Raw genomic sequence first — 26,111 nt, 5'->3', positions numbered from 1 at the left:
CGAGGGCCCGGCCCTCATCTACACCCGCCCCGAGATAGAAGCGCTCATCCTTGGAGCCAAGGACGGCGACTTCGACCATCTCATCGCCTCCCATAACTGATCCAGCAGCGGCCGGGTCGGCACCGGTGCACCCGAACGTCGACCCGACCGTCCGCACGAGACACAGGCCACCCCAGGCGCGAGGGTGGCCTTGTTCATTCCGGCCCGGGTCTCTTCGTCAGCCGCAGTTGCCGTAGGGGGCGGTACTGCCGTTGCCGCCGAAGCGGACGCACACCCCGGGCGCGCTCACGTACACCGGTCCCGCGTACCAGGCGAACGAGCCGCTGTCGCTGATGGCGCCTCCGCCCTTCTTCTGGATCCAGGTGGAGACGGGCGACTTCGTGCCGACGTGCTTCGTCTTGATGGTGACGGCGCAGTTGTACTTGGTCGAGTTGCTGTAGAGCAGGTAGGCGACGCCGCCGGACACGCCCATGGAGCGCAGCACGTAGTACCCGGTCCCCTTGCCGCCGCTGTTGCACGCGGACTGCGGCGTGTACTTGTTGGGCGGTTCCTTGGGCGGCGTGGAAGTGCCCCCGCCGGTGCCTCTCGTGGGGGTCGATCCGCCGGGCCGCTGCGGCGAACCCGGTTTCGGGGACGCGCTGGGGTTCGCGGGGTTCCCGCTCTTCCCGGGCTTCGGCTGCCCTGGCTTCGCCGTCGTCGGGCTCTGGGGGCCGCCGGCCGCGCCGTTCGCGGAGCCGGAGTCGCCTCCTACGCCGTGGTTCTCGTCGGACGCCGAGACAGGCCGTTCCCTGCCGCCGCTCGGCCTTGTCGCGGCCCACGCGGCGCCGCCCGCGATGACCAGCGCCACCGCCACGGCCGCGGCGATCGGTATGGCGAGGCGCCCGCGCCCCCTGCCGTCCGGCTCATGGCCGTCGGACGGCCCGGGAAGGCCCGGTGGCGGCATTCCGACCGCCCCCTGGCCGTACCCGTCCGGGGGAGGCGTCGCATCGGCGAACGGACGCGGCTGCGGGGCCGTCCCCTCGCGGACGCCGGACGGATCCGTCACGTGATCGGGAGGCGGCGCCGGGACGGCCATGGCGGGCGGGACGGCCGAGGACGCTCCGCTGGTCGCGCCGAGCAGCCGCTCCTGGGCCTCGCGGGCGGTCGGGCGCCGCGCGGGATCCTTGGCCAGGCACGCGAGGACGAGTTCGCGCATCGGGCTCGGCAGGTCGCCCAGATCCGGCTCGCCCGTCAGGATCCGCTGCATGACCGAGGCCATCTCGTCGTTGCCGAACGCGGGACGTCCCGTCGCGGCGAATGTCATGGTCGTGCCCCAGGCGAACATGTCGGCCGCCGGGCCGACCTGGTCGCCGGTGAAGTGCTCCGGGGCCATGTAGGCGGGAGTGCCGACGTTCTGCGTCTCACCGGCCGCGCCCAGCGCGCGCGCCACGCCGAAGTCGATGACCCGCGGGCCGTCCGGGCCCATCATGACGTTGCGCGGTTTGAAGTCGCGGTGCACGATGCCCGCCTGGTGGATCGCCGTCAGCGCGGTGAGCGTCCCCACCGCCAGCCGCTCCAGCGCGCCGCCCCTGCGCGGGCCTTCCGTCCGCACGACGTGGAAGAGCGACAGGCCTGGCACGTACTCGCTGACGATGTAGGGCTGGTCGCCCGCCACGTCGGCGTCCAGGACCTGAGCGGTGCAGAAGCGCGCGACGCGCTTGGCGACCTCCAGTTCGCGGACGAACCGGGCGCGGGCGGACTCGTCCCCCGCGAGCCTGCCGTGCAGGAGCTTGATCGCGACATGGTCGTCGGCGCGGGCGGCCCCGGCACCGCTCCGCGGACGCCCCAGGAAGACCGCCCCCTGCCCGCCCTCGCCGAGGCGGCCCAGGATCTCGTATCCACCCAGCTCAGCCGGGTCCCCCGACTCCAGTGGATGGGCGTCCGGCATCGTCCTGTCGGTCACACCACTCGCTCCCCGTCGTTCCGCATCGTCCCACGATCGTTCCGCAAGACTATGGCCAACGATGGTATGCGCTCGGCAAAGCGGGTGATCAAGCCATGGTGGCCGCGGCCGCTTAATGGGACTATAGTCCGGTTGTACTGTCCAGGGAGGAGGCGATGATGGACCGTCGCCCGGCCGGCGCGAGGCGCGTGGATCTGGAACTGATGCGGACCCCGCCGCCCAAGGAGCGCGCCGACGCCGCCCGCAACCGCGCGAAGGTGCTGGACGCCGCCGCCGCGCTCTTCGCCCGGCACGGGGTGGAGGCGGTGTCGATGGACGCCGTCGCCGCCGAGGCGGGTGTCGGCAAGGGCACGCTGTTCCGCCGCTTCGGCGACAAGGCGGGCCTCGCCGTGGCGCTGCTGAACGAACGCGAACGCGAGCTCCAGGACGCGATCCTGTCCGGCCCGCCTCCCCTGGGTCCCGGGGAGGACGGCGCGGTCGTGGCGCCGTCCGAGCGTCTGCACGCCTTCGCCGACGCCTACCTGGACTACGTGCTCGACCATCTGTCGCTGGTGCGCATGTCCGAGACCGCTTCGCCGGGGGCCCGGTACCGGATCGGCGCCTACGGCTTCTGGCACCGGCACCTGACGATCCTGCTCGACCAGCGCGGTGACGCCGTTCCGGACGGCGAGGCCGTCGCGCACGCGCTCCTGGCCGTCCTCGGCGCGGAACACCTCACCGCGATGGTGGAGAGCGTCGGCAGGGAACGCACCCGCGCCACCGTCCACAGGTTCTTCGACATGGCCCGCGCCTAGCGAAAGACGAAAGCCCCCGCGGATGCGGGGGCTTTCCCATGCCTGACCGGAGGTGCGGCCGGGACGGGGAGCGTCAGGCCGGGTCGGGCGTCCGCCGGAGGCGGCGGGTCTCCGCCCGGCCCTCCGCGTTGCCCGGTGGACCCTCCGGGGCATGGTTGCGTTCCAACTGCGCCGCGACCGCGAGGGCGCGCAGCGACGTGGTTCTCACGCGTTTGCGCTCGCTGGTGGAACGGGTGCGGGGGATGCTGCTCGGCACGGTTCACCTCCGTAGGTCGCTGACATGGGTGCTGCCCGGCCGGCGGGCTCGCACACGGTGGTTGCAACCGCAAGATCCTTCTCGCTATTCCGAGTGATCGTTCCGTTTAGCCGCGGACCGCTCCGGCGGCCGCCTCGGAACTGGTTTCCCTACCTAGGTTGTATTCCTAACTAGGTTGCCATACGGTTTAGCTCGCTGCACCAACTAGCCGAAGGTGACGAACCATGAAGACTCCGCTTGCCGCCGCGTCCGGGCGCGGGCGCCAGCGCGGCCCGGGCCGCAGGGGTTGACCGCCGTGACCCCCGACCGCCGGGCCAGCTGGCTCAAGGGCGTCCTCGACCTGCTGGTCCTCGCCAGCCTGACCGGGGGCGAGAGCTACGGCTACGAGATCGCCAAGACGCTCGCCGACGCGGGGCTCGGGCAGATCAAGGGCGGCACCCTGTATCCGATCCTCAACCGCCTGGAAGAGGCGGGGCTCGTCTCCGCGGAGTTCCGTGCCGCCGACCGCGGCCCGGGCCGCCGCTACTACCACCTCACCGACGTGGGCCGCGTGACGCTCGCAGAGCAGAGCGGGCTGTGGCTCGAGTTCGACGAATCCGTGCGCAGGATGCTCACCGATGGAGCGGGACGATGACGAACCTTTACTTCGACGAACTGGCGGAGCGGCTGCGCGCCCGGGGCCTCCCGGAGGACGAGGTGTCCCGCACCGTCGACGACCTGGCCGCCTTCGTGGCCGAGTCCGGTACCGACCCGGTGCAGGAGTTCGGCACGCCCGAGGACTTCGTCTCCCAGGTCGCCCCGGACGGGGCAGGGGCGGGCGCCCGCACCGGTCCGGTCCCGCCGGACGAGGCCGAGACCTGGAAGTGGAGGGCCGACGCCTTCCACGAGCGCGAGGTCCTCAACCGGTACGGCGACGAGGGCTGGGAGGTGGAGCGGGTCGACAGCACGGGCCGTTTCGTCACCCACCGCGACCCGGACGACCCGCAGCGCTGGGAGTACCGCCGCGAGACCGTCCTGCCGGGCCGCCGCAACGCCGTCGTCGACCGGCTCGCGCCGGACGGCTGGGAGCCCTGCGGCACCTGGATCTGCTTCGAGTACTTCAAGCGGCCCAAGGCGGCGTCCCTCGGCCCTGAGGCGGAACTCCGCGACGTCCCCGGCACGCCGTCCGGACGCAACTTCTGGAGCAAGCGCTTCTACGGCTTCATCGCCTCGTACGGCGCCCTCCTGGGCGCGGTCTGCGCCGTCGGGGTCTTCCTCGCCCCGGACGGCTCGCACACCGCGGTCCTCACCGGTGTCCTCATCGGAGCCATGGTCCTGCTGGCCCTGGCCGCCGGCCGCATCTGGCGCGACCGGCGCCGCCGCTCCTTCTGACGGGCCCTGCCGGGACGCACGCCCCGCTTTGGGGGAAAGTTTCCCCTCTTTTCACGTTGCAGATCATCTGTCCCTTTGTTCTCGTTGGCGGGCAGGGCCGTCCGAACCGCTCGACTGGGTAGGTATCCCAGGATCCGGTTCGCCCGCGGGTTCGTCCCGCCATGAGCGGCTCAGCGTGGAGCCCAGGAGGCCTCGGGCGCGGCCGGACGCGCCCCGAGCCACTCCTGGGAGACACACGTGATCAGTAAGCTGCTCGTCGCCAACCGTGGCGAGATCGCCGTGCGCGCCTTCCGCGCGGCATACGAACTCGGCATCGCCAGCGTCGCCGTGTACGCGCACGAGGACCGCCTGTCCCTGCACCGGCAGAAGGCGGACGAGGCGTACGAGATCGGGGAGCACGGCCACCCGGTCCGCGCCTACCTGGACGTGGACGGGATCGTGGAGACGGCGCTGCGGGTCGGCGCCGACGCCGTCTACCCGGGCTACGGGTTCCTGTCGGAGAGCCCGGAGCTGGCGGCGGCCTGCGAGCGCAACGGGATCAAGTTCGTCGGCCCGCCGTCGCGGGTGCTGAGCCTGGCGGGCAACAAGATCGAGGCGGTCGCGGCGGCGCGGCGCGCGGGCCTGCCGGTGCTGCGCTCGGCGACGCCGGAGCCGGGACGGGAGCTGGAGGCGGCCGACGAGGTCGGGTTCCCGCTGTTCGTGAAGGCCGCGGCGGGCGGCGGCGGGCGCGGGCTGCGCCGCGTCGACCACCGCGAGGACCTGGAGGCCGCCGTGGACACGGCGCGCCGCGAGGCCGAGAGCGCGTTCGGCGACCCCACGGTGTTCCTGGAGCAGGCGGTGGACCGCCCCCGCCACATCGAGGTGCAGGTCCTCGCGGACGCGGCCGGGCACATCGTCCACCTGCGCGAGCGCGACTGCTCGGTGCAGCGGCGCCACCAGAAGGTCGTCGAGATCGCGCCCGCGCCCGGGCTGGACCCGGAGACCGCCCGGCGGCTCTGCGACGACGCGGTCCGGTTCGCCCAGGAGATCGGCTACGAGAACGCGGGGACGGTCGAGTTCCTCGTGAACGACCGCGGCGAGCACGTCTTCATCGAGATGAACCCCCGCATCCAGGTCGAGCACACCGTCACCGAAGAGGTCACAGGGGTCGACCTGGTGCAGAGCCAGCTGCGCATCGCGGGCGGCGAGACGCTCGCGGACCTCGGCATCGCGCAGGACGAGGTCGGCGTGAGCGGGTTCGCCGTGCAGTGCCGCATCACGACCGAGGACCCGGCGAACGGGTTCCGCCCCGACACGGGGAAGATCTCGGCGTACCGGTCCCCGGGCGGTGCCGGCGTGCGGCTCGACACGGGAACGGCCTACGGGGGCGCGATCGTGTCGCCGCACTTCGACTCGCTGCTGGTGAAGCTGACGTGCCGCGGCAGGACGTTCGAGGACGCGGTGCGGCGGGCGCGCCGGGCCGTCGCCGAGTTCCGCATCAGGGGCGTCGCGTCCAACATCCCGTTCCTGCAGGCGCTGCTGGACGAGCCCGACTTCCGCGCGGGCGGCGTCACCACGTCCTACATCGCCGACCACCCCGACCTGCTCACGGCCCGTTCCAGCGGCGACCGCGCGACGCGGCTCGTCCGGTACCTGGCGGACGTCACGGTCAACAAGCCGCACGGTGAAGCCCCCACCGACCTGGACCCGGCGACGAAGCTGCCGCCGCTCGACCTCGACGGGCCCTTCCCCGAGGGGTCGCGCGACCGGTTGCTGGCGCTCGGCGCGCGCGCGTTCGCCGAGCAGCTACGGAACCAGGACGCCCTGGCCGTCACCGACACGACGTTCCGCGACGCGCATCAGTCGCTCCTCGCTACGCGAGTGCGTACCTATGACCTGCTGTCGGCCGCGCCCTACCTCGCTCGGATGACGCCGCAGCTTCTCTCGGTCGAGGCGTGGGGAGGGGCGACGTACGACGTCGCCCTTCGCTTCCTGGGCGAGTCGCCCTGGGACAGGCTCGCCGCGATCCGCGAGGCGGCGCCCAACCTGTGCATCCAGATGCTTCTGCGTGGCCGCAACACCGTCGGCTACACGCCGTATCCCGACTCGGTGGCTCGGGCCTTCGTCAAGGAGGCGGCCAGTACGGGAGTCGACATCTTCCGTGTGTTCGACGCCCTGAACGACGTGGACCGCATGCGTCCGGCCATCGACGCGGCCCTCCAGACCCACGCGCTTGTGGAGGGCACGCTCTGCTACACCGGCGACCTGTCCTCCCCGGACGAACGGCTCTACACGCTCGACTACTACCTGCGGCTGGCGGAGGAACTCGTCAACGCGGGAGTCCACATCCTCTGCGTCAAGGACATGGCCGGCCTGCTCAGGGCGCCCGCCGCGCGCACCCTCGTCAGGGCCCTCCGCGAGCGGTTCGACCTGCCCGTCCACCTGCACACCCACGACACGGCCGGCGGGCAGATCGGCACCTACATCGCCGCCATCGAGGCGGGTGTCGACGCCGTCGACGGCGCCGCCGCGCCGCTCTCGGGCACCACGAGCCAGCCGCCGCTCCAGGCGATCGTGGCCGCGACCGACTTCACCGAGCACGCCACCGGGCTCGACCTGGACGCGCTCACCGCCATGGAGCCGTACTGGGAGGCCGTCCGGAGGCTCTACGCGCCGTTCGAGATGGGGCTTCCCTCGCCGACCGGGCGCGTCTACGGGCACGAGATCCCGGGCGGGCAGCTGTCCAACCTGCGGCAGCAGGCCGTCGCCCTCGGCCTCGGCGACCGCTTCGAGGAGATCGAGCGCCTCTACGCGGCCGCCGACGCCATCCTCGGGCGGCTCGTGAAGGTCACCCCGTCGAGCAAGGTCGTCGGCGACCTGGCCCTGCACCTCGTCGCGGCGGGCGCCGACCCGGACGACTTCGCCGAGAACCCTGACCGCTACGACATCCCCGACAGCGTCATCGGGTTCCTCAACGGCGAACTGGGCGACCCGCCCGGCGGCTGGCCCGAGCCGTTCCGCACCAAGGCCCTGGCAGGACGCCGATACACGCCCGCCCGAGCCGAACTGGACGGCGCCGAGGAGAAGGCTCTGGCCGGTCCAGAGGTTCGTGACACGCTCGACCGCCTGCTCTTCCCGGGCCCCGCGAAGGACTACCGCGAAGCCCGCGCCGCCTACGGGGACCTCTCCGTCCTGCCGACCGGCCCGTTCCTCTACGGGCTCCGCGCGGGGCACGAGGTGGCGTTCGACCTCGAACCCGGCGTCCGGGTCCTGGCCGGGCTGGAGGCCGTCGGCGACGTCGACGAGGCCGGGGTCCGGCAGGTCATCTGCTCGGTGAACGGCCAGCTCCGGACGCTCTCCGTCCGCGACAAGTCCGTCAAGTCCGACGCGCCGCCGGTCGAGCGGGCCGACCCCGCCGAGCCCGGCCACGTCGCCGCCCCGTTCGACGGCTCGGTGACGCTGCGGGTGGCCAAGGGCGACGAGGTCGCCGCGGGAGACGTGGTCGCCACCATCGAGGCCATGAAGATGGAGGCCGCCATCACCGCCCCGGTCGCGGGCACCGTCGCCCGGCTGGCCGTCCCGGAGGCGACGCCCGTCCAGGCGGGCGACCTCCTCCTGGTCATCGAGGACGGCGCCTAGGGCGTCTTCCGTCCCCCGGGGGCCGGACGCGTCGCGTAGCTCCCCAGGGACGGTTCGAGCAGGTCGAAGGCGGTCTTCGCGGACTCCGTGAGGGCCGCCTCGATCTCCTCGCGGGTCTCGCCCCGCACGTTGCGGCGCAGGGCCTCCTGGAACAGGACGCGGTGGACGCCGCCGAGCTGCGCGGCGACGAGGCGGGGCAGGACGTCGTCCGGGCCCGCGCCGGTCTCCTCGGCGAGGACGGCGGCGAGGGCCTCCTCCCGCTCCTCGTGGAACTCGCGGAGCCGCGCCACCAGCGCCGGACTCTCGGTGACCATCCGGGCGAAGGGGGGACCGGAGAAGCCGATCACGGCGTCCTGCCGACGGGCGGCCTCCAGGAAGCCCCTGCGCAACGCGGCCAGCGCCGACTCGCCCGGCGCGCGCTCGGCGACCGTCCGCGCCAGGGAGGCCACGAACACCTCGTGCAGGTCGAGGGCCAGGTCCTCCTTGCGGGGGAAGTAGTTGGTGACGGTCATCTTGGCCACCTGCGCCGCCGCCGCGACGTCGGCGATGGTCACGTGGTCGAAGCCGTGCCGCAGGAACAGGCGGGTCGCGTGGTTCGAAATGCTCTGGCGCGTCTGCTGCTTCTTCATCTCCCGCAGTCCCATGCCGCCATCCTCTCATAATCCGACCTAAGTTCGTTATCGATACAAGCTTAGGTCGATTCTAAGTTTGGCTCGGGAGCCTGACGGGTACCGAGACCGGGTGACCGTTCCCTCCCGGCCGCCGGACGAGCAAAGGACACAGCCCTGAACGCCAGCCACGCGCCGAGCGCAACCCCCCGCTCCACCGTGAACCTCGTCGACCCGATGAAGGACTACCTGTCCCGCATCGGGCGCACCGCGCTGCTCACCGCCGAGCAGGAGGTCGACCTGGCCAAGCGCATCGAGGCCGGCCTGTTCGCCCGAGAGCGCCTCATGACCCTGGGCGACGAACTGAGCCTCCAGGACAAGCAGGACCTGGAGTGGATCGCCGCCGACGGGGTCCGCGCCAAGGAGCACATGGTCGAGGCGAACCTGCGCCTCGTCGTGTCGCTCGCCAAGCGCTACATGGGCCACGGCCTCCCGTTGAACGACCTCGTGCAGGAGGGCAACCTCGGCCTGATCCGCGCCGTGGAGAAGTTCGAGTACCGCCGTGGCCTGAAGTTCTCCACCTACGCCGTCTGGTGGATCAAGCAGGCGATCAGCCGCGCGCTGGCCGACCAGAGCCGCACCATCCGCATCCCCGTGCACGTCGTCGAGGTGCTCAACCGGATGACGCGGGTCCGGCGGCGGATGATGCAGGACCTCGGCCGCGAGCCGACCTCGCGGGAACTGGCCGTCGAGCTCGACGTCACGCCCGAGAAGGTCGAGTGGCTGCGGCGGCAGGCCCGCGAGCCGCTGTCCCTGCACACCCCGCTCGGCGAGGACGGCGACGGCGAGCTCGCCGACGTCATCGAGGACCCCGAGGGCGGCGACCCCGCAGACGTCGTGGCGACCTCGATGCTGCGCGGGCGGCTCGACGCCGTCCTGGAGACCCTCACCGAGCGCGAGGCCGGCGTGATCTCGCTGCGGTTCGGGCTGTCGGGCGGCGAGCCGAAGACGCTGGAGGAGGTCGGCAAGGTCTACGGGGTGACGCGCGAGCGCATCCGGCAGATCGAGTCCAAGGGCATGCACAAGCTGCGCCACCCCTCTCGCCGCGAGACCCTCGCGGACCTGCTCGGCTGACCCGCCGGCCGGGCCGGCGCCGGGGGGAGCCCCGCGGTGCCGGCCCGCGTGCCCGCCCGGGGCGTCAGGCCGTCGAGCCGCGGCCTCCGGCGAGCCGCCGGGCGAGTTCGTCGCGCTCCCGGGTGAGCTCGGCGACCTCGTGCTGGAGTTCGAAGATGCGCCGGATGGCGGGCAGCGTCATGCCCTCGCCCATCATCGAGACGACCTCCTGGATGCGGCCGATCTCGTGGCGGCTGTAGCGGCGCTGGCCGCCGGTCGAGCGCTGGGGGGAGACGACCCGGTGGTCGTCGATGCGGCGCAGGAACGCCTGCTGGACGTCCAGCATCTGCGCCACCTGTCCCACCGTGAACAGCGCGGCGTGCTCGTCGTCGAACGGCAGGTTCATGGGGGGCCTCCTCGGCGCCGTCGCGGTACCGGCGAACCGCCGGAAAATGTGGGCGGCCCCGGTCGGCGCGGGCTTCGACGAGCCGCGCCGACCGGGGCCGCCCGGGCGTCGCGCGTCAGCTCCTGATCGCCATCTGGCCGGCGCCGGACTGCTGGACGGCCACCTTCCGGGGCCGCGCCCGCTCCAGCACGGGGATGCGGACGGCGAGGACGCCGTTCTCGTAGGCGGCCTCGATCGCCTCGGCGTCCAGGTGCTCCGACAGGTAGACCCGGCGGGTGAAGGAGCCCATGGTGCGCTCGCGGACGAAGACGCGCTCCTCCTCGCCGAACTCCTCCTCGCGCCGCGCGGTCACCGAGAGGACGCCGCGGTCGACGGTGACCTCGATGGAGCCGGGGTCGACCCCCGGCAGGTCGAACCGCAGGACGACGTCGTCCGCGCGGCGGATGCCGTCCATCGGCATGCCGGCGCCGTTGCCCTGGCCGGCGGCCTGGCGGACCGCGCGGTCGAACTGACGCTCGAACTCCTGCACGAACGGGTCGATCGACGTCAGCAACATGCACATCACCTCCGAAGACCTCGGCGCCCGGCGTGCGCCGATTACCTGTTCCTCGTACAAGAGGAAACCTGCAACTCCAGTTATAGGAAACCGGGTAGTCGATGTCAAGCCCCGGCGCCGCGGCCGTCCACTCCCGGGTGTCGTCACCGACCCGTTTTGGTGGCTCTGGGGCCGCTTCCACCCTCGGGATGAGAGAGTGGATGATCTAGAAAAGCCCCCTTCGGGGGCGCGGCCGGCGCGGAAAGACGGGGATGATGGCCAGAGGGCTGGGACGGCTGGCGAGGCGCGGCGTCGCCAGGGGGGCGGCCGCGGGTGCGGCGCTCGTTCTGACGTTGGCGACGGCCCAGGTCGCGGCGACGGCGGCCGGGCCGGACGTGGGCCCGTCCGTGATCGCCACGGCGCAGCCGCCCACCGTCCCGTTCGACCCCGCCAAGCTCCGGGCCACCCTGGACGCCACGCACGACGCCGGGATGTACGGGCTGTTCTCCGAGGTCCGGGACGGCCGCACGGCGTGGGACGGCGCGGCCGGCGTCGCGGACGTGCGCACGGGGCGCCCGGTGACCCCGGGCATGCGCCAGCGGGTCGGCAGCATCACCAAGTCGTTCGTCGCCACCGCGATCCTCCAGCAGGTCGAGCGGGGCCGCGTCGACCTCGACGCCCCGGTCGGCCGCTACCTGCCCGGCCTCATCCCGGGACGGCCCGGCGAGCAGACGACCGTGCGGATGCTGCTCGACCACACCAGCGGCATCGGTGACTACGTCGCCCCGGCGTTCCCCTCGCTGCGGGAGCTCTCGGCCGACAGCCTGGACGAGTACCGGTTCCGCGGCGTCCGGCCCGAGCAGCTCATCGCCTGGGGGCTGCGGGCGCCGCGCACGGGAGAGCCGGGCGAGCGCTGGTCGTACTCCAACACCAACTACGTCATCGCCGGGAGACTCCTGGAGAAGGTGACCGGGACCAAGGCGGAGGAGTACATCACCCGGAACGTCATCCGCAAGGCCGGGCTGAAGCACACCTACTTCCCGTCCTCGCCCTGGATCGCGGGTCCGCACCCCCGGATGTACGAGTCGCTGTACCAGCACGTGACGCCGCCCCGCGACTACAGCACCTTCGACATGAGCTGGGCCTGGACGGCGGGCGCGCTCGTCTCCACCATGGACGACCTCAACCGCTTCTACCGCAGGCTCCTCACCGGCGACCTCATCGGGCCGGACGCCCTGGCGCAGATGCAGCGGACCGTCCCGGTGAAGGACGCGGACGGCAACGTCCTGATGAACTACGGCCTCGGGCTCTACTCCCTCGACCTTCCGTGCGGGACGTTCTGGGGCCACGACGGCGCGGTCTTCGGCGCCGGAACCCAGTCCCTGTCCTCCGCCGGGGGCGAGCGGCAGATCTCGCTGGCCTTCAACCTGATGAAGTACCAGCAGCTCAGCGCCGGCGGCACGCCCGTCCCGCACCCGATCGACAACGCGCTGGCCGCGCACGTGGTGGAGGCCCTGTGCGGCAGCCGCCCCGCGACCGGCACGGCCCGTCCAGCGGCGCAGGTGCGGCTGCTGCCGCTCCAGGCCCTGCGCGCCGCCGGGTGAGACGCGGCCGATCGCCGGAGGCTCAGACCAGGTCGGACGGGTCGGTGTTGGCGCCGCACAGCACGACCACGACGCGCTCCCCGGCGGACGGCCGGTAGGCGCCGGCGCGGAGCGCGGCCACGGCGGCGGCCGTGCCGTGCTCGACGACCAGGCGGTACTCCTGCCACACGAACCGGCGGGCCTCGATGATCGCCTCGTCGGTGACCAGGACGGGACGCACCCCGGCACGGGAGGCGACCGCGAACGCGATCTCGCCGGCCCGGGTGGCGCCGAGGGAGTCGGCGGCGATCCCCGACACCTCCACGTCCACGGGACGTCCGGCGTGCAGGGCGCGTTCGAGGGTCGGGATCGTCACGGGCTCGACGCCGACGACGCGCGCCCGCCCTTCGAGCGCGGCGGCGACGCCCGCCATCAGCCCTCCGCCGCCGACCGCCAGCAGGACGGTGTCGGCCTCGCCGCCCGTCTGCTCCAGCACCTCCAGGCCGAGCGTGCCCTGGCCCGCGCACACCTCCGGCAGGTCGTAGGCGTGGCAGAACAGCGCGCCGGTGTCGGCGGCGCGCTTGGTCGCGGCGTCCTGCGCCTCGGCGTACCGGGTGCCGACCTGCACGACCGCGGCGCCGAGGGCCCGCAGCCGCGCGACCTTCACCGCGGGCGCCGTCTCCGGCACGTACACCTCGGCCGGGACGCCCGCCCGCGCCGCCGCGTACGCGAAGGCCAGCCCCGCGTTCCCCCCGGAGGCCGCGACGACTCCCGTCTCCGGAAGCCGCCCCTCCTCCCGCGCCGCCAGGATGTGGTTGAACGCACCGCGGGCCTTGAACGACCCCGTGTGCTGCGTCAGTTCGAGCTTCAGCCACATCCGCGCGGCGGGCGCGAGCGGCCCCGGCTCGACCTCGACCATCGGCGTGCGGCGGACATGGCCCGCGACACGCCCCGCGGCGGCCTGGACGTCCGAGCGATCGATCACCGGTTTTCCCTCCGCGTCATCAGCACCCAACGCCAGTTTGGGACATGACATCCGATCACGCCACCAAGCCCCCCGGCAAGGGCTGCTGACCGTCGTCCTCCGCTCCGCTCCGGACGCCGGTCAGTCCCACTTTGGGGGGCGACCCCCCAAACCCCCCGGCAAGGGCTGCTGACCGTCGTCCTCCGCTCCGCTCCAGACGCCGGTCAGCAACTGGTGCGAGCTCGGTCAGCGGCCGCGGCGAGTCTCTTCCTCGGCGCGGGACGCACGTCCCGCCGGACTAGGGAGGTCCCCATGAAGAACGTCCTCATCTCGGGTGCGAGCATCGGCGGTCCCGCGCTGGCGTACTGGCTGCGGCGGCACGGGTTCGGCGTGACGGTCGTGGAGGTGTCGCCCGGGCCGCGGGCCGGAGGACAGGCGATCGACGTGCGCGGGCCCGCGCTGGAGGTCGCCGAGCGGATGGGCGTCCTCGACCGGATCCGCGAGCGGCGCGTCGAGATGCGCGGCATGTCCATGGTGGACGGCGACGGCAACGAGCTGTACCGCAGCGAGGAGTACACGATCAGCGGCGGCGACCTGAGCAGCCCCGACGTGGAGATCCTGCGCGACGACCTGTCCGCGATCCTGGTGGACGCGGCCGGCGACGGCGTCGAGTACCTGTACGGCGACTCGATCGCCGGGCTGGAGCAGGACGACGACGGGGTGCGGGTGATCTTCCAGAGCGGGCTGATCCGCACGTTCGACCTGGTCGTCGGCGCGGACGGCGCGCATTCCAACACGCGCCGGCTGGTGTTCGGGCCGGAGAAGGACTACCTCACCCACCTCGGCACCTACCTGTCGGTGTGGACGGCCCCGAACTTCCTCGGCCTGGACCGCTGGCAGGTGTTCCACCAGGTGCCGGGCAGCAGCTGGGGCGGCGGCGTGATGAGCGTCCGCGGCAACGAGGAGGTCCGCGTCTACCTGGGGTTCGAGTCCGAGCGGCCGATCGAGTACGACCACCGCGACACCGCCGAGCAGAAGAAGATCATGGCGGACGCGCTGTCCGGCGGCGGCTGGGTGCTGCCCGAGCTGCTGGAGACGATGTGGGACGCGCCCGACTTCCACTTCGACTCGATGGCGCAGATCCACATGGACTCCTGGTCCAAGGGGCGGGTCGTCCTGCTCGGGGACGCGGGCTACTGCGGGTCGCCGCTGTCCGGGCAGGGCACGAGCATGGCCATCGTCGGCGCGTACGTGCTGGCCGGGGAGCTGAAGGCGGCGGGCGGCGACCACCGCGCCGCGTTCGCGAACTACGAGAAGGAGTTGCGCGGGTACGTCGCCGCGAACCAGGAACTGGCGCTGACCAACAAGGCGAGGGTGGACGCGCAGCGTAACGCGGAGACGGGCGCCGAGACCGAGGTCGTCGACTTCCAGGACTTCGGGGAGATCGTCGGCTCGTTCACGGTGCGGGACTACTGAGCGCGGCGGCGCGGTCCAGCAGGACCCGGCGTTCGGGCGCGTTGCGGGTGAGCTCCGCGGCGCGCTCGAACTGCTCCCGGGCCTCCTCCCGGCGGCCGAGGCGGGCGAGCAGGTCGCCGCGGACGCTCGGCAGCAGGTGGTAGCCGCGCAGGGCGGGCTCGTCCACCAGCGCGTCGGCGAGCTCCAGGCCCTTCTCGGGGCCGTCCGCCATGCCGACCGCCACGGCCCGGTTCAGCTCCACCACGGGGGACGGCGCGACGCGGGCGAGGATCTCGTAGAGGGAGGCGATCTGCGCCCAGTCGGTGTCCTCGGCGGAGGGCGCCTGCGCGTGGCAGGCGGCGATCGCGGCCTGAAGGACGTACGGGCCGGGCGGCTCCCCGATCCTCTTCGCGCGCAGCAGCGCCTCGAACCCGCGGTGGATGAGGAGCCGGTCCCACTTGCCGCGGTCCTGCGCCGCCAGCGGGACGGGCTCCCCGGACGGACCGGTGCGCGCCCGGGTGCGGGACGCCTGGATCTCCATCAGCGCCGCGAGGCCGTGCACCTCGGGCTCGCCCGGTGCCAGCGCCGCGAGGACGCGGCCAAGGCGCAGCGCCTCACGGCACAGGTCCGTCCGCACCCAGGCGTCGCCCGCGCTGGCGGCGTACCCCTCGTTGAAGACGAGGTAGACGACCTCCAGCACGGACGCCAGCCGGGCCGCGCGGTCGGGTCCCTGGGGCACCTCGAACGGGACGTTCGCCTCCGAGAGCGTCCGCTTGGCCCGGACGATCCGCTGCGCCACGGTCGCCTCGGGGACGAGGAACGCGTGCGCGATCTCCTCGGTGGTGAGGCCGCCGAGCATGCGCAGCGTCAACGCGACCCGCGCCTGCGCGGCCAGCACGGGATGGCAGGCCGTGAAGATCAGCCGGAGGACGTCGTCCTCGATGTGGTCGTCGTCCGGAACGTCGAACTCGTCGGGCGGCGCCTGGGCCTCCAGGTCGCGGCCCATCTCCTCGATCTTGTCGTCGAGCCGCCGCAGCCGCCGGATCCGGTCGATCGCGCGGCGCTTGCCCACGGCCATGAGCCAGGCGCCCGGGTTGTCCGGGACGCCCGACTCCGGCCACTGTTCGAGCGCGGCGACCAGCGCGTCCTGCGCGAGTTCCTCGGCGAGCCCGATGTCGTGCACCATGCGGGCGAGACCGGCGATGATGCGCGCGGCCTCCAGCCGCCACACCGCGTCGACGGTCGCGTGCACGCTCGTGCCTCGTGCGGGCGCCTTCCGCGCCCCGGGCTCGTCCGATGCCGTCACGCTGCCGATGAGAGCACCCGCACCGGCCGCCGCGCAACCGCGGCGGACGGCCCCGGCCCGGCCGGGCGTCCACCGCGCGCGAAGCTCACTGGCCGGGGAGGTCCTCCGGCCCGAACACCTGCTGGATGACGCCCTCGCCGTCGCCGACGATCGCCCAGAAGCGCTTGGACAGCTCGATGGCCTCCTCGCGGGTCCCCACCTCGATCAGCGCGAACCCGACGACCGTCTCCTTGGCCTCGGCGAACGGGCCGTCGAGGACGGTGACCTTGCCGCCGGACGACTTGATCCGGGTGCCGCCGGGCTCCAGCCCGCCGGTCGCGAGCAGGACGCCGCTCCGGGACATCTCCTCGATGAACCGGCCCATCTCCGTCTGCAGCTTCTCGTCCGGCGGCGTGGCGGGCGCGGAACCGTCGTCCGTCGTCATCATCAGGAATCGCATGTCGTCTCCTCTGCTCACCGGCCCGGTCCTTCCCGGTCCGTCACGAACGCGTCGAAGACGGTGTGACGGGATCGACATCCTGACCGAGATCTTCTGGATTTTTTTCGTTCCCCGTATCGTGCCAGGTCATGGCGCTCTCGGGCCGGACGCTCTCGTACATACGCGGAGATGCCCACCAAAGAGGACATTCCGGACTAGTGGGCAAGTGAGTCTCCAACGAGTAACTTCATCCGGTGGAAAGTTTTTTCGCACGCGGGGAGGCGTCCCATGGGAGTTCCGGCACCGGTGACCGGTGGGCCGTCCACGCCGCGGGCCGGGGGCCCGGCTCCGCGCGAGCGGTGCCGCGCCGCGGGGCGCGGGGCCTCATGAGCGCGGCGGAACCGGAGGGCGACCGCGCCCGCGTCTCCCAGGACCACCGGGAGGCCGGCCCGACGGTGCTGCGGCTGCTGGTCGGCGCCCAGCTGCGCCGCTACCGGGAGGCCGCCGGCATCTCCACCGAGGCCGCCGGGTACGAGATCCGCGGCTCGCACTCCAAGATCAGCCGGATGGAGCTCGGCCGGGTCGGCTACAAGGAGCGCGACGTCGCCGACCTGCTGACCCTCTACGGCGTGACCGACCCGTCGCTGCGCGAGCCGCTGCTGGAACTGGCCGAGCACGCCAACGCGCCGGGCTGGTGGCAGCCGTTCGGCGACGTGGTCCCGTCCTGGTTCGAGCCCTACCTCGGGCTGGAGCAGGGCGCGGTGCTCGTCCGCGTGTACGAGGTCCAGAATGTCCCGGAGCTGCTGCAGACCAGGGACTACGCCCGCGCCCTGATCGCGGCCCGCCACTCGGAGGCGGGGCCCGAGGAGATCGAGCGGCGGGTGGAGCTGCGGATGCGGCGCCGCCGCGTGTTCGAGCGCCCGGACCCGCTGCGGCTGTGGGCGGTGCTGGACGAGGCGGCGCTGTGCCGGACGGTCGGCGGCCGCGCCACGATGCGCGCCCAGATCGAGCACCTGATCGAGATGGCGGAGCTGCCGAACGTCACCGTGCAGATCGCGCCCTTCGCCTCGGACGGGCCCGCGGCGGAGGGCGGCCCGATGACGCTGCTGCGGTTCGCCGAGCCCGAGCTGCCCGACGTGGTCTACCTGGAGCAGCTCACCTGCGCGCTCTACCCGGACCGGGCGTCCGACATCGCCCGCTACCGCGACGCCCTGAACCGTGTCGGCGTCCAGGCCGAGCCCCCGGACCGCACCCGCGCGATCCTCCGGGCGGCCCTGGCCCGGTTCGGCGTCCCGTCGCGCCGGGCCGCAGGGTGACCGCCTTCTACCGCGCGCTCGGGACGTAGGTGGCGATGATGACGCCGGTCTTGAAGACCTCGGTGCCGGCCAGCTCGAACGCGGCCGAGAACTCGTCGGCGTTGAGCAACTCGCCGGTCTCGCGGGCGCCGACGAGCACCGGGTGGATCCACAGGCGCAGCTCGTCCAGCAGGCCGTGCTCGACGAGCGTCCGGGACACCGGGCCGAAGCCGTACTGCAGGATGTCCTGACCGTCCTGCTCCTTCAGCTTCGCGATCTCCGTGACGGCCTCCGCCCGCGGGATCGCCGTCGTGTCGCCCCAGCCGGGCTTGCGGAGGGAGTCGGACACGACGTAGTGGGGCAGGCTGTTCATCCGGACGCCGAAGTCGCCGGTCGCCTCCTCCATGGCCGGCCACGCCTGGGAGAAGCCGTCGAAGGTCTTGCGTCCCATCAGGATGGCGTCGCAGGAGAACAGCAGTTCCCTGGCGTAGGCGGCGGCCTCGTCCTGGAAGTAGGCCGAGGTCCAGTTCTGCGGGTTCTCGATGACGCCGTCGAGCGACACGTACGTCGAGTTGATGATCTTGCGCATGGTCTCCTCCGTCGGGTTGATCGTTCGCCTTCCGGCGCCGTGTGACCACTGTGCGCGAGACCGTTTACCGGATCCTTACGCTTCCTTTCCGGCGGCCGCCCGGACGCGCCGGAGAACGAATTCGCATTAGGGTCGGAAGATGCGTTTCGGGCTGCTCGGACCGCTCGCGGTCTGGACCGACGACGGCGGGCTCGTCCCCGTGCCGGGGCTGAAGGTGCGGGCGCTGCTGGCGGACCTGCTCGTGCACGAGGGCCGTCCGGTCCCCGCCGACCGGCTGATCGACGACCTGTGGGGCGACGCGCCGCCCGGGAACCCGATGGGCGCGCTGTCGGCGAAGGTGTCGCAGCTGCGCCGCGTCCTGGAGGACGCCGAGCCGGGCGCGCGGGCCCTGGTGGAGTCGCGCCCGGCCGGGTACCTGCTGGGCGCCGCCGCCGAGCGGGTCGACGCCCGGTGCTTCCGGTCGCTGGTCGAGCGGGCGCGCGGCGCGGCGGAGCCGAAGGAGAGGGCGGCGCTGCTGGCGGAGGCGCTCGGGCGGTGGCGCGGCCCCGCGCTCGCCGACTTCCGCGACGAGGAGTTCACCCGCGCGGCGGTGGCGAGGCTGGAGGAACTGCGGCTGACCGCGCTGGAGGAGCACGCCGAGGTGCGGCTGGCGCTCGGCGAGCACGGCGCCCTGGCGGGCGAGCTCGGCGGCGCCGTCGAGGAGCACCCGCTGCGCGAGCGGCTGAGGGCCGCGTACATGCGGGCCCTCTACGGGGCCGGACGGCAGAACGAGGCGCTGGAGTGCTTCGAGAGGTACCGGGTGCTGCTCGCCGACGAGCTGGGCCTGGACCCGGGCTCCGAGCTGGCCGAGCTCCAGCGGGCCGTCCTGCGGCAGGACCCCGCCCTGGGCGGGCCCGCCGCCCCGGAGCCGCCGCGCCCGCGGTCGAACCTGCCCGTCCCGCCGACCGAGCTGATCGGGCGGGACGGCGCCGTCCGGGAGATCCGGGCCCGGATCGGCACCGACCGGCTGGTCACGCTGACCGGCCCGGGCGGGGTGGGCAAGACGCGCCTGGCGATCGAGACGGCGGCCGGGCTCGCGGACAGGTTCGGCGACGGCGTGTGGATGGCGGAGCTGGCGGGCCTGGAGCGTTCGACCGTGCCCGACCTCGCGGAGGTCGTGACGGCGATCCTCGACATCCGGGACGCGCCCGGCGAGCCCGCGGCGGCGCTCGACCGGCTGGCGGCGGCGCTCGGCGCCCGCCGGCTGCTGCTCGTCCTGGACAACTGCGAGCACGTGGTCGAGCAGGCCGCCGAGCTGGCGGACCGGCTGCTGCGCGGGGTGCCCGGGGTGCGGGTGCTGGCGACGAGCCGGGAGCCGCTCGGCCTTCCGGGCGAGGTCGTGTGGGCCGTTCCGCCGCTGGACGTGCCGGGCCGCGGCGACGATCCGGCGGCGTCGAGCGCGGTCCGGCTGTTCGCGGAGCGGGCGCGGGCGGCGTCGCGGGGCTTCCGGCTGGACGGGGACACGGCCGGGCCGGTCGGGGAGCTGTGCCGCCGGCTGGACGGCATCCCGCTCGCCCTCGAACTGGCCGCGACCAGGGTGCGGACGCTCGGGGTCGAGGGGCTCGTCGAACGGATCGACGACCGGTTCCGGCTGCTGTCGTCCGGGCACCGCGGCGCCCCGGCCCGGCAGCGCACGCTCACCGCGGTGATCGACTGGAGCTGGGACCTGCTGACCGGGCCGGAGCGCGCGGTGCTGCGCCGGCTGTCGGTGCACGCCGACGGCTGCACCGCCGACTCGGCCGAGGCGGTGTGCGCGGGCGGGGAGGTCCCGGACGCGGAGGTCCTCGACGTCCTGGTCCGGCTGGTCGACCGCTCGCTGGTCGTGATGACGGAGCGTCCCGGCGAGGGCCCCCGGTACCGGCTGCTGGAGTCCGTCGCCGCCTACGCGGCCGAGCGGCTGGCGGAGGCGGGGGAGACGCGGCGCGCCGAGGCCGCGCACAGCGCCCACCACCTGGCCCTGGCCGAGCGCGCCGCGGGCGGCCTCACCGGACCCGATCAGGCGCGCTGGCTGGCGAGGCTGGACGTCGAGTCGGCGAACCTGCGGGCCGCGCTCGACGCCGCCGGGTCGGCGGACGAGGCGTTGCGGCTGGTCAACGCGCTCGCCTGGTACTGGTTCCTGCGCGGACGGCTGACCGAGGCGCTGCGGTCGCTGGAGGCGGCCCTCGCGCGGGACGGGGGATCGCCGGACGTCCGGGCCCGCGCGCTGGTGTGGCGGGCGGGGCTCGCCGTGCTCAAGGGCGCCCCCGGCGACTGGAAGGCCCGCCGCGACGAGGCCCTCGCGCTCGTGGACGCCACCGGTGACGACCGCCTGAAGGCGTGGGCGCGCTGGTTCCTGACGTTCGCCCGGGCCGAGTTGGACGACACCGGCGAGGGCGCCGCGAGGCTGGAGGAGGCGCTCGCGGGGTTCCGCGCGGCCGGCGACCGGTGGGGCGAGGCGGCGGCGCTCGTCCAGCGCGCCATGCACGCCCACGCGCGCGGCGAGCCCGCCGCGCTGGAGCGCGACGCCGAACGGGCCGCCGTGCTGTTCGACGAGGTCGGCGACCGCTGGGGACGGCTCCAGGCGGTGGAGTGGCTCGGCGGGCTGGCGGAGCTGACCGGAGACTACGACCGGGCCGAGCGGTTCCATCACGACGCGCAGCGCATCGCCGAGGAGCTGCGGTTGTGGCCGGACGTCGCGATGCGGATGGCGTGGCGCGGCTGGATCGCCTACCTGCGCCGCGACCACGCGTCCGCGCGGCGGCTGTTCGGGCGGGCGCGGCGGGTCGCGGCGGAGCAGGGGTTCGCGCCCGCGGCCATGTTCGCCGACATCGGCCTCGGGCTGGCGGCGGAACGCGAAGGGCGGCTGGAGGACGCCGAGGACCGGATGCGGCCCCTGCTGGCGGCGGCGTCGCCGGAGGAGTTCCCGCCCCTGTACCTGCCGATGATCCAGACCGGGCTGGGCCGCGTGGCGGAGGCGCGGGGCGACGCGGCGTCCGCCGTCCGGTACCAGCGGGACGCGCTGGCCGTCGCGATCAGGCTGGAGGCGCCGCGCGACCTGGCGGGCGCCCTGGAGGGGCTGGCCTGCGCGCTGACCCTCGCCGGACGGCACCGGGACGCGGCGCAGGCCCTCGGGAAGGCGGCGGCGGTCCGTGGGGCCGCCGGCGTGCCGCCCGCCCCCGTCGAACAGGACGACATCGCCCGGGCCGCCGCGCGGATCCGGGACGCGGAAGGGCCGGACGCGCTCGCCGCGGGGGCGGGCCTCGATCCGGCGGAGATCCTGCGCCGCGCGGAGGCCGTCCCGCCCGAGGGCGCGTCCGAATGGGCCGGCCGGCAGAGCGTGGCGGACGGGTAGGGCGAGGCGCGGCAGTGCCTCCCGGGAAAGCAGGGACGCGGGCGATTCCTCCTTATTGCAAGAAGGTTGCGAAAGGTCGCGGAATCGTCACGACCCCTTGTGGCGCCCCTCACACGCAATGATCATGACCCTCCGTGGGACGACGGGGGTTGTTGCTCAGCCGGATCATCGGCGATCGGACGCTGGTGCTGGCCGCCTGCGCGACCGCTCTCTTCGCCACGACCGTCCTCGCGGCCCTCGTCGGCTACACCGGCTCGGTGACCCGCGAGGGCCTGCGCCGCACGCTGGCCGACGCGACGTTCGAGTCGGTCGGGACGACGCTCGGCACCCACGTCCCGGCGAACGGCCTCCCCGCGGTGCAGGGCCAGGTCGACCGGGCGCTCAAGCAGATCTACCGGGACGTCCCGCTGGCGGTCTCGATGAGCGTCCGCAGCGACTCCTACACGCTGCCCGGCCAGGAGAAGAGCGACCACCCCGAGCTGACGGCGTTCGAGACCTACACCGGCATCGAGAAGCACGCGCGGCTCACCCGGGGACGCTGGCCCGGCGCGGCCTCGGGCTCGGGCTCCGGGGAGGTCGAGGCGGCCCTGCCCGGCGCCGCCGCCCGCGCCATGCGCGCCGACGTGGACGACGTCCTCACGCTGCACGGCCGCGTCGACAGGAAGTCGGTCGTGAAGGTGCGCGTCGTCGGGCTGTTCGACGTCCCCGACCCGCAGGACTACTTCTGGCAGGACGACAAGCTCATCACCACCGGCGTCGAACGGCTCACCTACACGAGCCACGGGCCGTTCGTGGTACAGCCCCAGGTCTTCGCCTCCCGGTTCACCGGCACGGGATCCGAGGCGCGCTTCACCGTCATGCCGGACCTGCGCGGCGTCGAGCCGGGCGAGCTCGGCCCCCTCGGCGACCGGGTCGCCGCCGGCGGCGACACCTTCGAGAAGGCCGGCGACGGCGCGCAGTTCAGCGTCGCGACCGACCTGCCCGACCTGACCGTGCAGCTGCGCACCGCGCTCCAGGTCGCGCGGTCCACGATGCTCATCCCGGTGATCCAGCTCGTCCTGCTGGCGGGCTGCGCGTGGCTGCTGGTCGCGCGGCTGCTCGCCGACCACCGGCGCGGTGAGGTCGCGCTGCTGCGCACCCGCGGCCTCGGCATGCGCCAGCTCGCCCGGCTGGGCCTCGCCGAGGGGCTGCTGATCGTGCTGCCCGCCGCGGTGCTCGGCCCGCTGCTGGCCGGGCCCCTGCTGCGCCTGGCGGGGCACGCGCCCGCGGTCCGGGACTCGGGGCTGCGGCTGGACGCCGGGCCGCTGCTGCCGCTGTGGACCGTCTCGGTGCTGACGGCGCTGGCCTGCGCCGTCGTCCTGACGGTCCCGACGATGCGGGGCGCGAACCGGACGTTCGTGGAGGCCCAGGCCGGCATCGGGCGGCAGGGCCGCGGCGGCCTGCGCGGCTCCGGCACCGACCTCGCCCTGCTGCTCGTCGCCGGGCTCGCGATCTGGCAGCTCACACGGTACGGGGCGGACGGCGCGGGCGGCGGCGCCTCCGGCGGCGGCACGGGCGGCATCGACCCGTTCATCGTGTCCGGCCCGGCCCTGGCCCTGCTCGCCGGCGGGGTCCTCCTGCTCCGCCTCGTGCCCGCCGTCACCCGCGTGGCCGAGCGGATCGCGACCCGCGGGCGCGGCCTCGTGGCCGTCCTCGGCACCCGGCAGGTCGGGCGGCGCCAGCTCCGCTACACCGGGCCCGTCCTGCTGCTGGTGATGGCGATGGCCGTCGGGGTCCTGTCGGTCACGACGATGGCGACCTGGCGGCGGTCGCAGACCGACCAGGCCGACTTCCAGAGCGGCGCCGACCTGCGGCTGGCCGCCTCGGCCCGGGAGGGCGGCCCGGAGCCGCTCGGGCAGGCCGGGCGGTTCGCGGCGCTGCCGGGCGTCTCGGCCGCGAGCGGGGTCCTGCGCATGGACGCCGACCTCGGCACCGAACCCGCGACGCTGCTCGGCGTCGACGCGAGGAGGCTCGGCCCGCTCCTGCGCGTCGGCCCCGGCCTGCGGCACGACCTGCGGTTGGACGAGCTGGCGCGGGCGCGTCCCGCCGTCCCGGCGCTGACCGTTCCCGGCACGCCGAAGCGGCTGCTGTTCGACCTGCGCCTCAGCCGCTCCGGTCCGGAGCCCGAAGTGCCCCCCGACTACGTGCCGCCGCTCGGCGAGGGCTACAAGTTCGTGGTGAGCATCGTCGACGCCGACGGGCTCACCCGGCAGGTGACCCTGCCCGGCGTCGACGCGGACGGCGACGAGCACACCATCGCCCTCGATACCGCCCGGCTCGCGGGGAAGGACGGCGTGCCCTCCTTCCCGCTGGCGGTCCGCGGCGTCCACTTCGACTACGACGACAACAAGATCTCCGGCAGGCTCGACCTGGAGCTGCGGAGCATCGCCGGCGAGGGCACCGGCCAGGCCACGCGGCCCGCGGGGGCCCGCTGGGACGCGTTCGCCGGACCGCAGGACCTGGAGCATCCGATCAGGACGACCGCCGAGGAGGGCGAGGACGCGCTGGCGACCCTCACGATCCCCTCGTCGCCCACCCTCGACCGCGAGGGCTTCTACGGCTACGCGACAGGTACCGCCGTCCACGCGATGCTCGGCACGTCCACCCCGCCCTCGCACGACACCAAGAACACCGACCTGCTGCCCGTCGTGCCGGGTGTCATCACCAAGGAGATGGCGAGCCTCGCCAAGGTCGGCGTCGGCGGCACCGTCACCGTGAACACCATCGACGGCGACCAGCCCGTCAAGGTCGCCGGCATCGCGCCCGCGCTGCCGAGCGTGCCGCCCGGCAGGCCGGGCGTCCTGGTCGACCTGCCCACCCTCACCCAGTCGCGGCTCGCCGTGGACGGTTCGGGCGGCGAGACCATCACGCCGCGGGAATGGTGGGCGTCGGTGCACGGCGGCCGCACCGCCCCCGCCGTCCGGGAACTGGCCCGCCATCCCGCCTGGGGCGAGGTCGCGGCCGACCGCGTCGAGACCCGCGCCCGGCTCCGCGACGCCCCGCTGGGCGCGGCGCTCCAGGGCGCCCTCGTGCTCGGCTTCGCCGCGGCGCTGGCGTTCGCCGTCATCGCGTTCGTGGTGAACGCGGCGGTGACCGCGGGCGAGCGGCACCGGGAGTTCGCGGTGCTGCGGGCGCTCGGCGTCCCGCCCCGCCAGGTCGCCGGGATGCTCGCGACCGAGCAGGCCTACCTGGTCGGGCTCGGCCTGCTCGGCGGGACGGTCCTCGGCCTGGTCGTGGCGCGGCTCGTCGTCCCGCACGTCGTGCTGAGCGTGCAGGCCGCCGAGCCGTACCCGCCCGCGGACCTGGTCGTCCAATGGCCCGTGGTGCTGGCCGTCCTCGGCGGGGTGGCGGCGGTGCTCGGGCTCGTGCTCGCGCCGGTCATCCGGACGCTGCGGCGCCGGAACCTCGGCGCCGGCCTGCGCGTGGGGGAGGACCGATGAGGGGTGCCGGGATGCGGCTCGCCCGCGCGCAGTGGGCGCCGCTCACCGCGCTGGCCGTGCTGATGCTGGTGTCGGCGCTGCTCGCCGTCGCCGTCCCGTCCCGGACGACCGCCGGGTACGACCGCGCCGCGGCCGGCGCCGTCGGCGCCGACGCCGACATCCACGTGAAGGGGGAGGCGGGAGGCTCCGCCGCCTTCGCCGCCGTCCCCGGCGACGCGGCCCTGAGCGCCAACGCCCTCGCCTGGCGGGACCTGCTGCCCCGCTCCCTGGCCGAGGTCGTCGGCGAGCCGGAGTCGTCCGTCACCTCCCCGGGCGACCGCGTCGAGGGGGACTTCCGCCGCCCGAGGATCCTCTACCTCGGCTGGGAGCCGGGCGCCTGGCGGCGCGTCCGCCTCGTCTCCGGCCGCTCCCCCTTCAACAAGCCGGGGCAGACGAGCGGCGACATCGACGTGCTGGTCGCCAAGAGGTACGCCGACCAGCTCGGCTACAAGGTCGGTGACCGGATCGACCTCGGCGGCACGGGCGTCCGCATCAGCGGCCTGTACGCACCGGTGAACGCCGCCGACCGGTTCTGGAGGCCGCGCGCCCGGATCCTGCACCCGACCGTCGAGTACCTCCCCAACAGCACCATCGAGGCCGACGCGGGCACCGCGCTGATCGACGCCACCGCGTACTCGCGCCTCACGCGCGACCCGCACCTGAAGCTCGTCTACGACTGGCGGTTCCCGGTCCGCACCGGCGCGGTCAGCGCCGAGCAGACCCGCGTCATGGTCCGCGACCTCGACGCCTTCCGCTCCGCCGTCGAAGGGCGCGCCGACCTCTTCCCCTGCGAGGTCTCCACCGCCCTGGACAACCGGCTGAAGGAGTTCCTCGGACGGCTCCACGCCGCCCAGTCCGTCGTCGGCCTCGCCTTCGGCGGCCTCGTCGCCGTGGCCGCCGGGCTGCTGCTGCTCGCCGCCGGGCTGCTCGGCGAGCGGCTCCGCCCGCTCCTCGGCGTGATGCGGGCCCG

19 protein-coding genes and 2 pseudogenes are annotated in these 26,111 nt (G+C 73.8%); 12 read left to right on the top strand and 9 right to left on the bottom strand.

Going from position 1 to position 26,111, the window contains the following annotated elements; genetic code table 11:
- Window positions 1-100 (top strand): annotated as a pseudogene (locus AB0K37_RS26030) (DUF397 domain-containing protein); the annotation flags it as partial.
- Between the two features lie 117 nt (window positions 101-217).
- Here the strand turns inward: AB0K37_RS26030 and AB0K37_RS26025 are convergent.
- Window positions 218-1,942 carry a serine/threonine-protein kinase gene (locus AB0K37_RS26025; RefSeq protein ID WP_363985384.1) on the bottom strand — a complete coding sequence of 575 codons (1,725 nt, stop codon included), beginning with the start codon at window positions 1,940-1,942 and terminating at the stop codon, window positions 218-220.
- A gap of 158 nt (window positions 1,943-2,100) precedes the next feature.
- On the opposite strand from AB0K37_RS26025, the gene AB0K37_RS26020 reads away from it, so the two are divergent.
- Window positions 2,101-2,736: a helix-turn-helix domain-containing protein gene (locus AB0K37_RS26020; RefSeq protein ID WP_363985382.1), complete on the top strand. Its 636-nt coding sequence runs from the start codon at window positions 2,101-2,103 to the stop codon at window positions 2,734-2,736.
- 73 nt (window positions 2,737-2,809) lie between these two features.
- On the opposite strand, the gene AB0K37_RS26015 is transcribed toward AB0K37_RS26020, so the two are convergent.
- Window positions 2,810-2,992, bottom strand: a complete 183-nt coding sequence (locus tag AB0K37_RS26015; RefSeq protein WP_363985380.1) for a hypothetical protein — start codon at window positions 2,990-2,992, stop codon at window positions 2,810-2,812.
- Between the two features lie 295 nt (window positions 2,993-3,287).
- Between AB0K37_RS26015 and AB0K37_RS26010 the strand changes: the two genes are divergently transcribed.
- The 3 genes from AB0K37_RS26010 to AB0K37_RS26000 all read left to right on the top strand — a co-directional run bounded on the left by AB0K37_RS26010 (window position 3,288) and on the right by AB0K37_RS26000 (window position 7,981).
- Complete coding sequence (locus tag AB0K37_RS26010; RefSeq protein ID WP_363985378.1) at window positions 3,288-3,626, top strand: PadR family transcriptional regulator; 339 nt, start codon at window positions 3,288-3,290, stop codon at window positions 3,624-3,626.
- Window positions 3,623-4,363 carry a hypothetical protein gene (locus tag AB0K37_RS26005; protein WP_363985376.1) on the top strand — a complete coding sequence of 247 codons (741 nt, stop codon included), beginning with the start codon at window positions 3,623-3,625 and terminating at the stop codon, window positions 4,361-4,363. The genes AB0K37_RS26010 and AB0K37_RS26005 overlap by 4 nt, the downstream gene beginning before the upstream one ends.
- 237 nt (window positions 4,364-4,600) lie before the next feature.
- Window positions 4,601-7,981 carry a pyruvate carboxylase gene (locus tag AB0K37_RS26000; RefSeq protein WP_363985374.1) on the top strand — a complete coding sequence of 1,127 codons (3,381 nt, stop codon included), beginning with the start codon at window positions 4,601-4,603 and terminating at the stop codon, window positions 7,979-7,981.
- Here the strand turns inward: AB0K37_RS26000 and AB0K37_RS25995 are convergent.
- On the bottom strand, window positions 7,978-8,625 hold the full coding sequence (locus tag AB0K37_RS25995) for a TetR family transcriptional regulator (protein ID WP_363985372.1): 648 nt from the start codon (window positions 8,623-8,625) through the stop codon (window positions 7,978-7,980). The genes AB0K37_RS26000 and AB0K37_RS25995 overlap by 4 nt on opposite strands.
- 195 nt (window positions 8,626-8,820) lie before the next feature.
- Here AB0K37_RS25995 and AB0K37_RS25990 point away from each other — a divergent pair.
- Window positions 8,821-9,723 (top strand): annotated as a pseudogene (locus AB0K37_RS25990) (RNA polymerase sigma factor); the annotation flags it as partial.
- Between the two features lie 64 nt (window positions 9,724-9,787).
- On the opposite strand, the gene AB0K37_RS25985 reads toward AB0K37_RS25990, so the two are convergent.
- Window positions 9,788-10,108, bottom strand: a complete 321-nt coding sequence (locus AB0K37_RS25985) for a MerR family transcriptional regulator (protein ID WP_363985370.1) — start codon at window positions 10,106-10,108, stop codon at window positions 9,788-9,790.
- Between the two features lie 115 nt (window positions 10,109-10,223).
- Window positions 10,224-10,664 carry an Hsp20/alpha crystallin family protein gene (locus AB0K37_RS25980; RefSeq protein ID WP_363985368.1) on the bottom strand — a complete coding sequence of 147 codons (441 nt, stop codon included), beginning with the start codon at window positions 10,662-10,664 and terminating at the stop codon, window positions 10,224-10,226.
- Between the two features lie 251 nt (window positions 10,665-10,915).
- On the opposite strand from AB0K37_RS25980, the gene AB0K37_RS25975 reads away from it, so the two are divergent.
- On the top strand, window positions 10,916-12,247 hold the full coding sequence (locus AB0K37_RS25975) for a serine hydrolase domain-containing protein (protein WP_363985366.1): 1,332 nt from the start codon (window positions 10,916-10,918) through the stop codon (window positions 12,245-12,247).
- 22 nt (window positions 12,248-12,269) lie between these two features.
- Here AB0K37_RS25975 and AB0K37_RS25970 read toward each other — a convergent pair whose 3' ends face one another.
- Window positions 12,270-13,211 (bottom strand): threonine/serine dehydratase, encoded by a 942-nt coding sequence (locus AB0K37_RS25970; protein WP_363985364.1) that lies wholly within the window; start codon window positions 13,209-13,211, stop codon window positions 12,270-12,272.
- Between the two features lie 291 nt (window positions 13,212-13,502).
- Here AB0K37_RS25970 and AB0K37_RS25965 point away from each other — a divergent pair, with 291 nt between their 5' ends.
- The gene (locus AB0K37_RS25965) at window positions 13,503-14,666 is read left to right on the top strand and encodes an FAD-dependent monooxygenase (RefSeq protein ID WP_363985362.1); all 1,164 of its coding nucleotides are present in this window, start codon (window positions 13,503-13,505) and stop codon (window positions 14,664-14,666) included.
- On the opposite strand, the gene AB0K37_RS25960 is transcribed toward AB0K37_RS25965, so the two are convergent.
- Both AB0K37_RS25960 and AB0K37_RS25955 read right to left on the bottom strand, forming a co-directional pair.
- Entirely contained in the window at window positions 14,647-15,897 is a 1,251-nt protein-coding gene (locus AB0K37_RS25960; protein ID WP_363985385.1) for an RNA polymerase sigma factor, read from the bottom strand. The genes AB0K37_RS25965 and AB0K37_RS25960 overlap by 20 nt on opposite strands.
- 139 nt (window positions 15,898-16,036) lie before the next feature.
- Window positions 16,037-16,390, bottom strand: a complete 354-nt coding sequence (locus AB0K37_RS25955) for a YciI family protein (RefSeq protein ID WP_363985360.1) — start codon at window positions 16,388-16,390, stop codon at window positions 16,037-16,039.
- Window positions 16,391-16,623: 233 nt separating this feature from the next.
- On the opposite strand from AB0K37_RS25955, the gene AB0K37_RS25950 reads away from it, so the two are divergent.
- Window positions 16,624-17,685, top strand: coding sequence for a helix-turn-helix transcriptional regulator (locus AB0K37_RS25950; protein WP_363985358.1), 1,062 nt, complete (start codon window positions 16,624-16,626; stop codon window positions 17,683-17,685).
- Window positions 17,686-17,692: 7 nt separating this feature from the next.
- Here AB0K37_RS25950 and AB0K37_RS25945 read toward each other — a convergent pair whose 3' ends face one another.
- On the bottom strand, window positions 17,693-18,253 hold the full coding sequence (locus tag AB0K37_RS25945) for a dihydrofolate reductase family protein (RefSeq protein WP_345173349.1): 561 nt from the start codon (window positions 18,251-18,253) through the stop codon (window positions 17,693-17,695).
- A 139-nt stretch (window positions 18,254-18,392) separates the two neighbouring features.
- Here AB0K37_RS25945 and AB0K37_RS25940 point away from each other — a divergent pair, with 139 nt between their 5' ends.
- From AB0K37_RS25940 to AB0K37_RS25930, 3 genes are all read left to right on the top strand, one after another.
- Window positions 18,393-21,623, top strand: a complete 3,231-nt coding sequence (locus AB0K37_RS25940) for a BTAD domain-containing putative transcriptional regulator (RefSeq protein ID WP_363985356.1) — start codon at window positions 18,393-18,395, stop codon at window positions 21,621-21,623.
- A 134-nt stretch (window positions 21,624-21,757) separates the two neighbouring features.
- Window positions 21,758-25,102, top strand: coding sequence for an FtsX-like permease family protein (locus AB0K37_RS25935; RefSeq protein ID WP_363985354.1), 3,345 nt, complete (start codon window positions 21,758-21,760; stop codon window positions 25,100-25,102).
- On the top strand, window positions 25,099-26,111 hold a 1,013-nt coding region (locus AB0K37_RS25930; RefSeq protein ID WP_363985352.1), incomplete at its 3' end, for a hypothetical protein. The genes AB0K37_RS25935 and AB0K37_RS25930, both read left to right, overlap by 4 nt.

Origin of the sequence: Actinomadura sp. NPDC049753, from assembly GCF_040674655.1 — a bacterium.
Lineage (GTDB): Bacteria > Actinomycetota > Actinomycetes > Streptosporangiales > Streptosporangiaceae > Spirillospora > Spirillospora verrucosospora.
The sequence above is the reverse complement of the archived record's forward strand: the minus strand, read 5'-3'. Positions and strand labels throughout refer to the sequence as shown.

Coding starts and splice junctions, on each gene's coding strand:
- AB0K37_RS26020 (WP_363985382.1), top strand. CDS start 2,101: ATGGACCGTCGCCCGGCCGGCGCGAGGCGCGTGGATCTGGAACTGATG.
- AB0K37_RS26005 (WP_363985376.1), top strand. CDS start 3,623: ATGACGAACCTTTACTTCGACGAACTGGCGGAGCGGCTGCGCGCCCGG.
- AB0K37_RS25995 (WP_363985372.1), bottom strand. CDS start 8,625: ATGGGACTGCGGGAGATGAAGAAGCAGCAGACGCGCCAGAGCATTTCG.
- AB0K37_RS25985 (WP_363985370.1), bottom strand. CDS start 10,108: ATGAACCTGCCGTTCGACGACGAGCACGCCGCGCTGTTCACGGTGGGA.
- AB0K37_RS25980 (WP_363985368.1), bottom strand. CDS start 10,664: ATGTTGCTGACGTCGATCGACCCGTTCGTGCAGGAGTTCGAGCGTCAG.
- AB0K37_RS25975 (WP_363985366.1), top strand. CDS start 10,916: ATGATGGCCAGAGGGCTGGGACGGCTGGCGAGGCGCGGCGTCGCCAGG.
- AB0K37_RS25965 (WP_363985362.1), top strand. CDS start 13,503: ATGAAGAACGTCCTCATCTCGGGTGCGAGCATCGGCGGTCCCGCGCTG.
- AB0K37_RS25955 (WP_363985360.1), bottom strand. CDS start 16,390: ATGCGATTCCTGATGATGACGACGGACGACGGTTCCGCGCCCGCCACG.
- AB0K37_RS25945 (WP_345173349.1), bottom strand. CDS start 18,253: ATGCGCAAGATCATCAACTCGACGTACGTGTCGCTCGACGGCGTCATC.
- AB0K37_RS25940 (WP_363985356.1), top strand. CDS start 18,393: ATGCGTTTCGGGCTGCTCGGACCGCTCGCGGTCTGGACCGACGACGGC.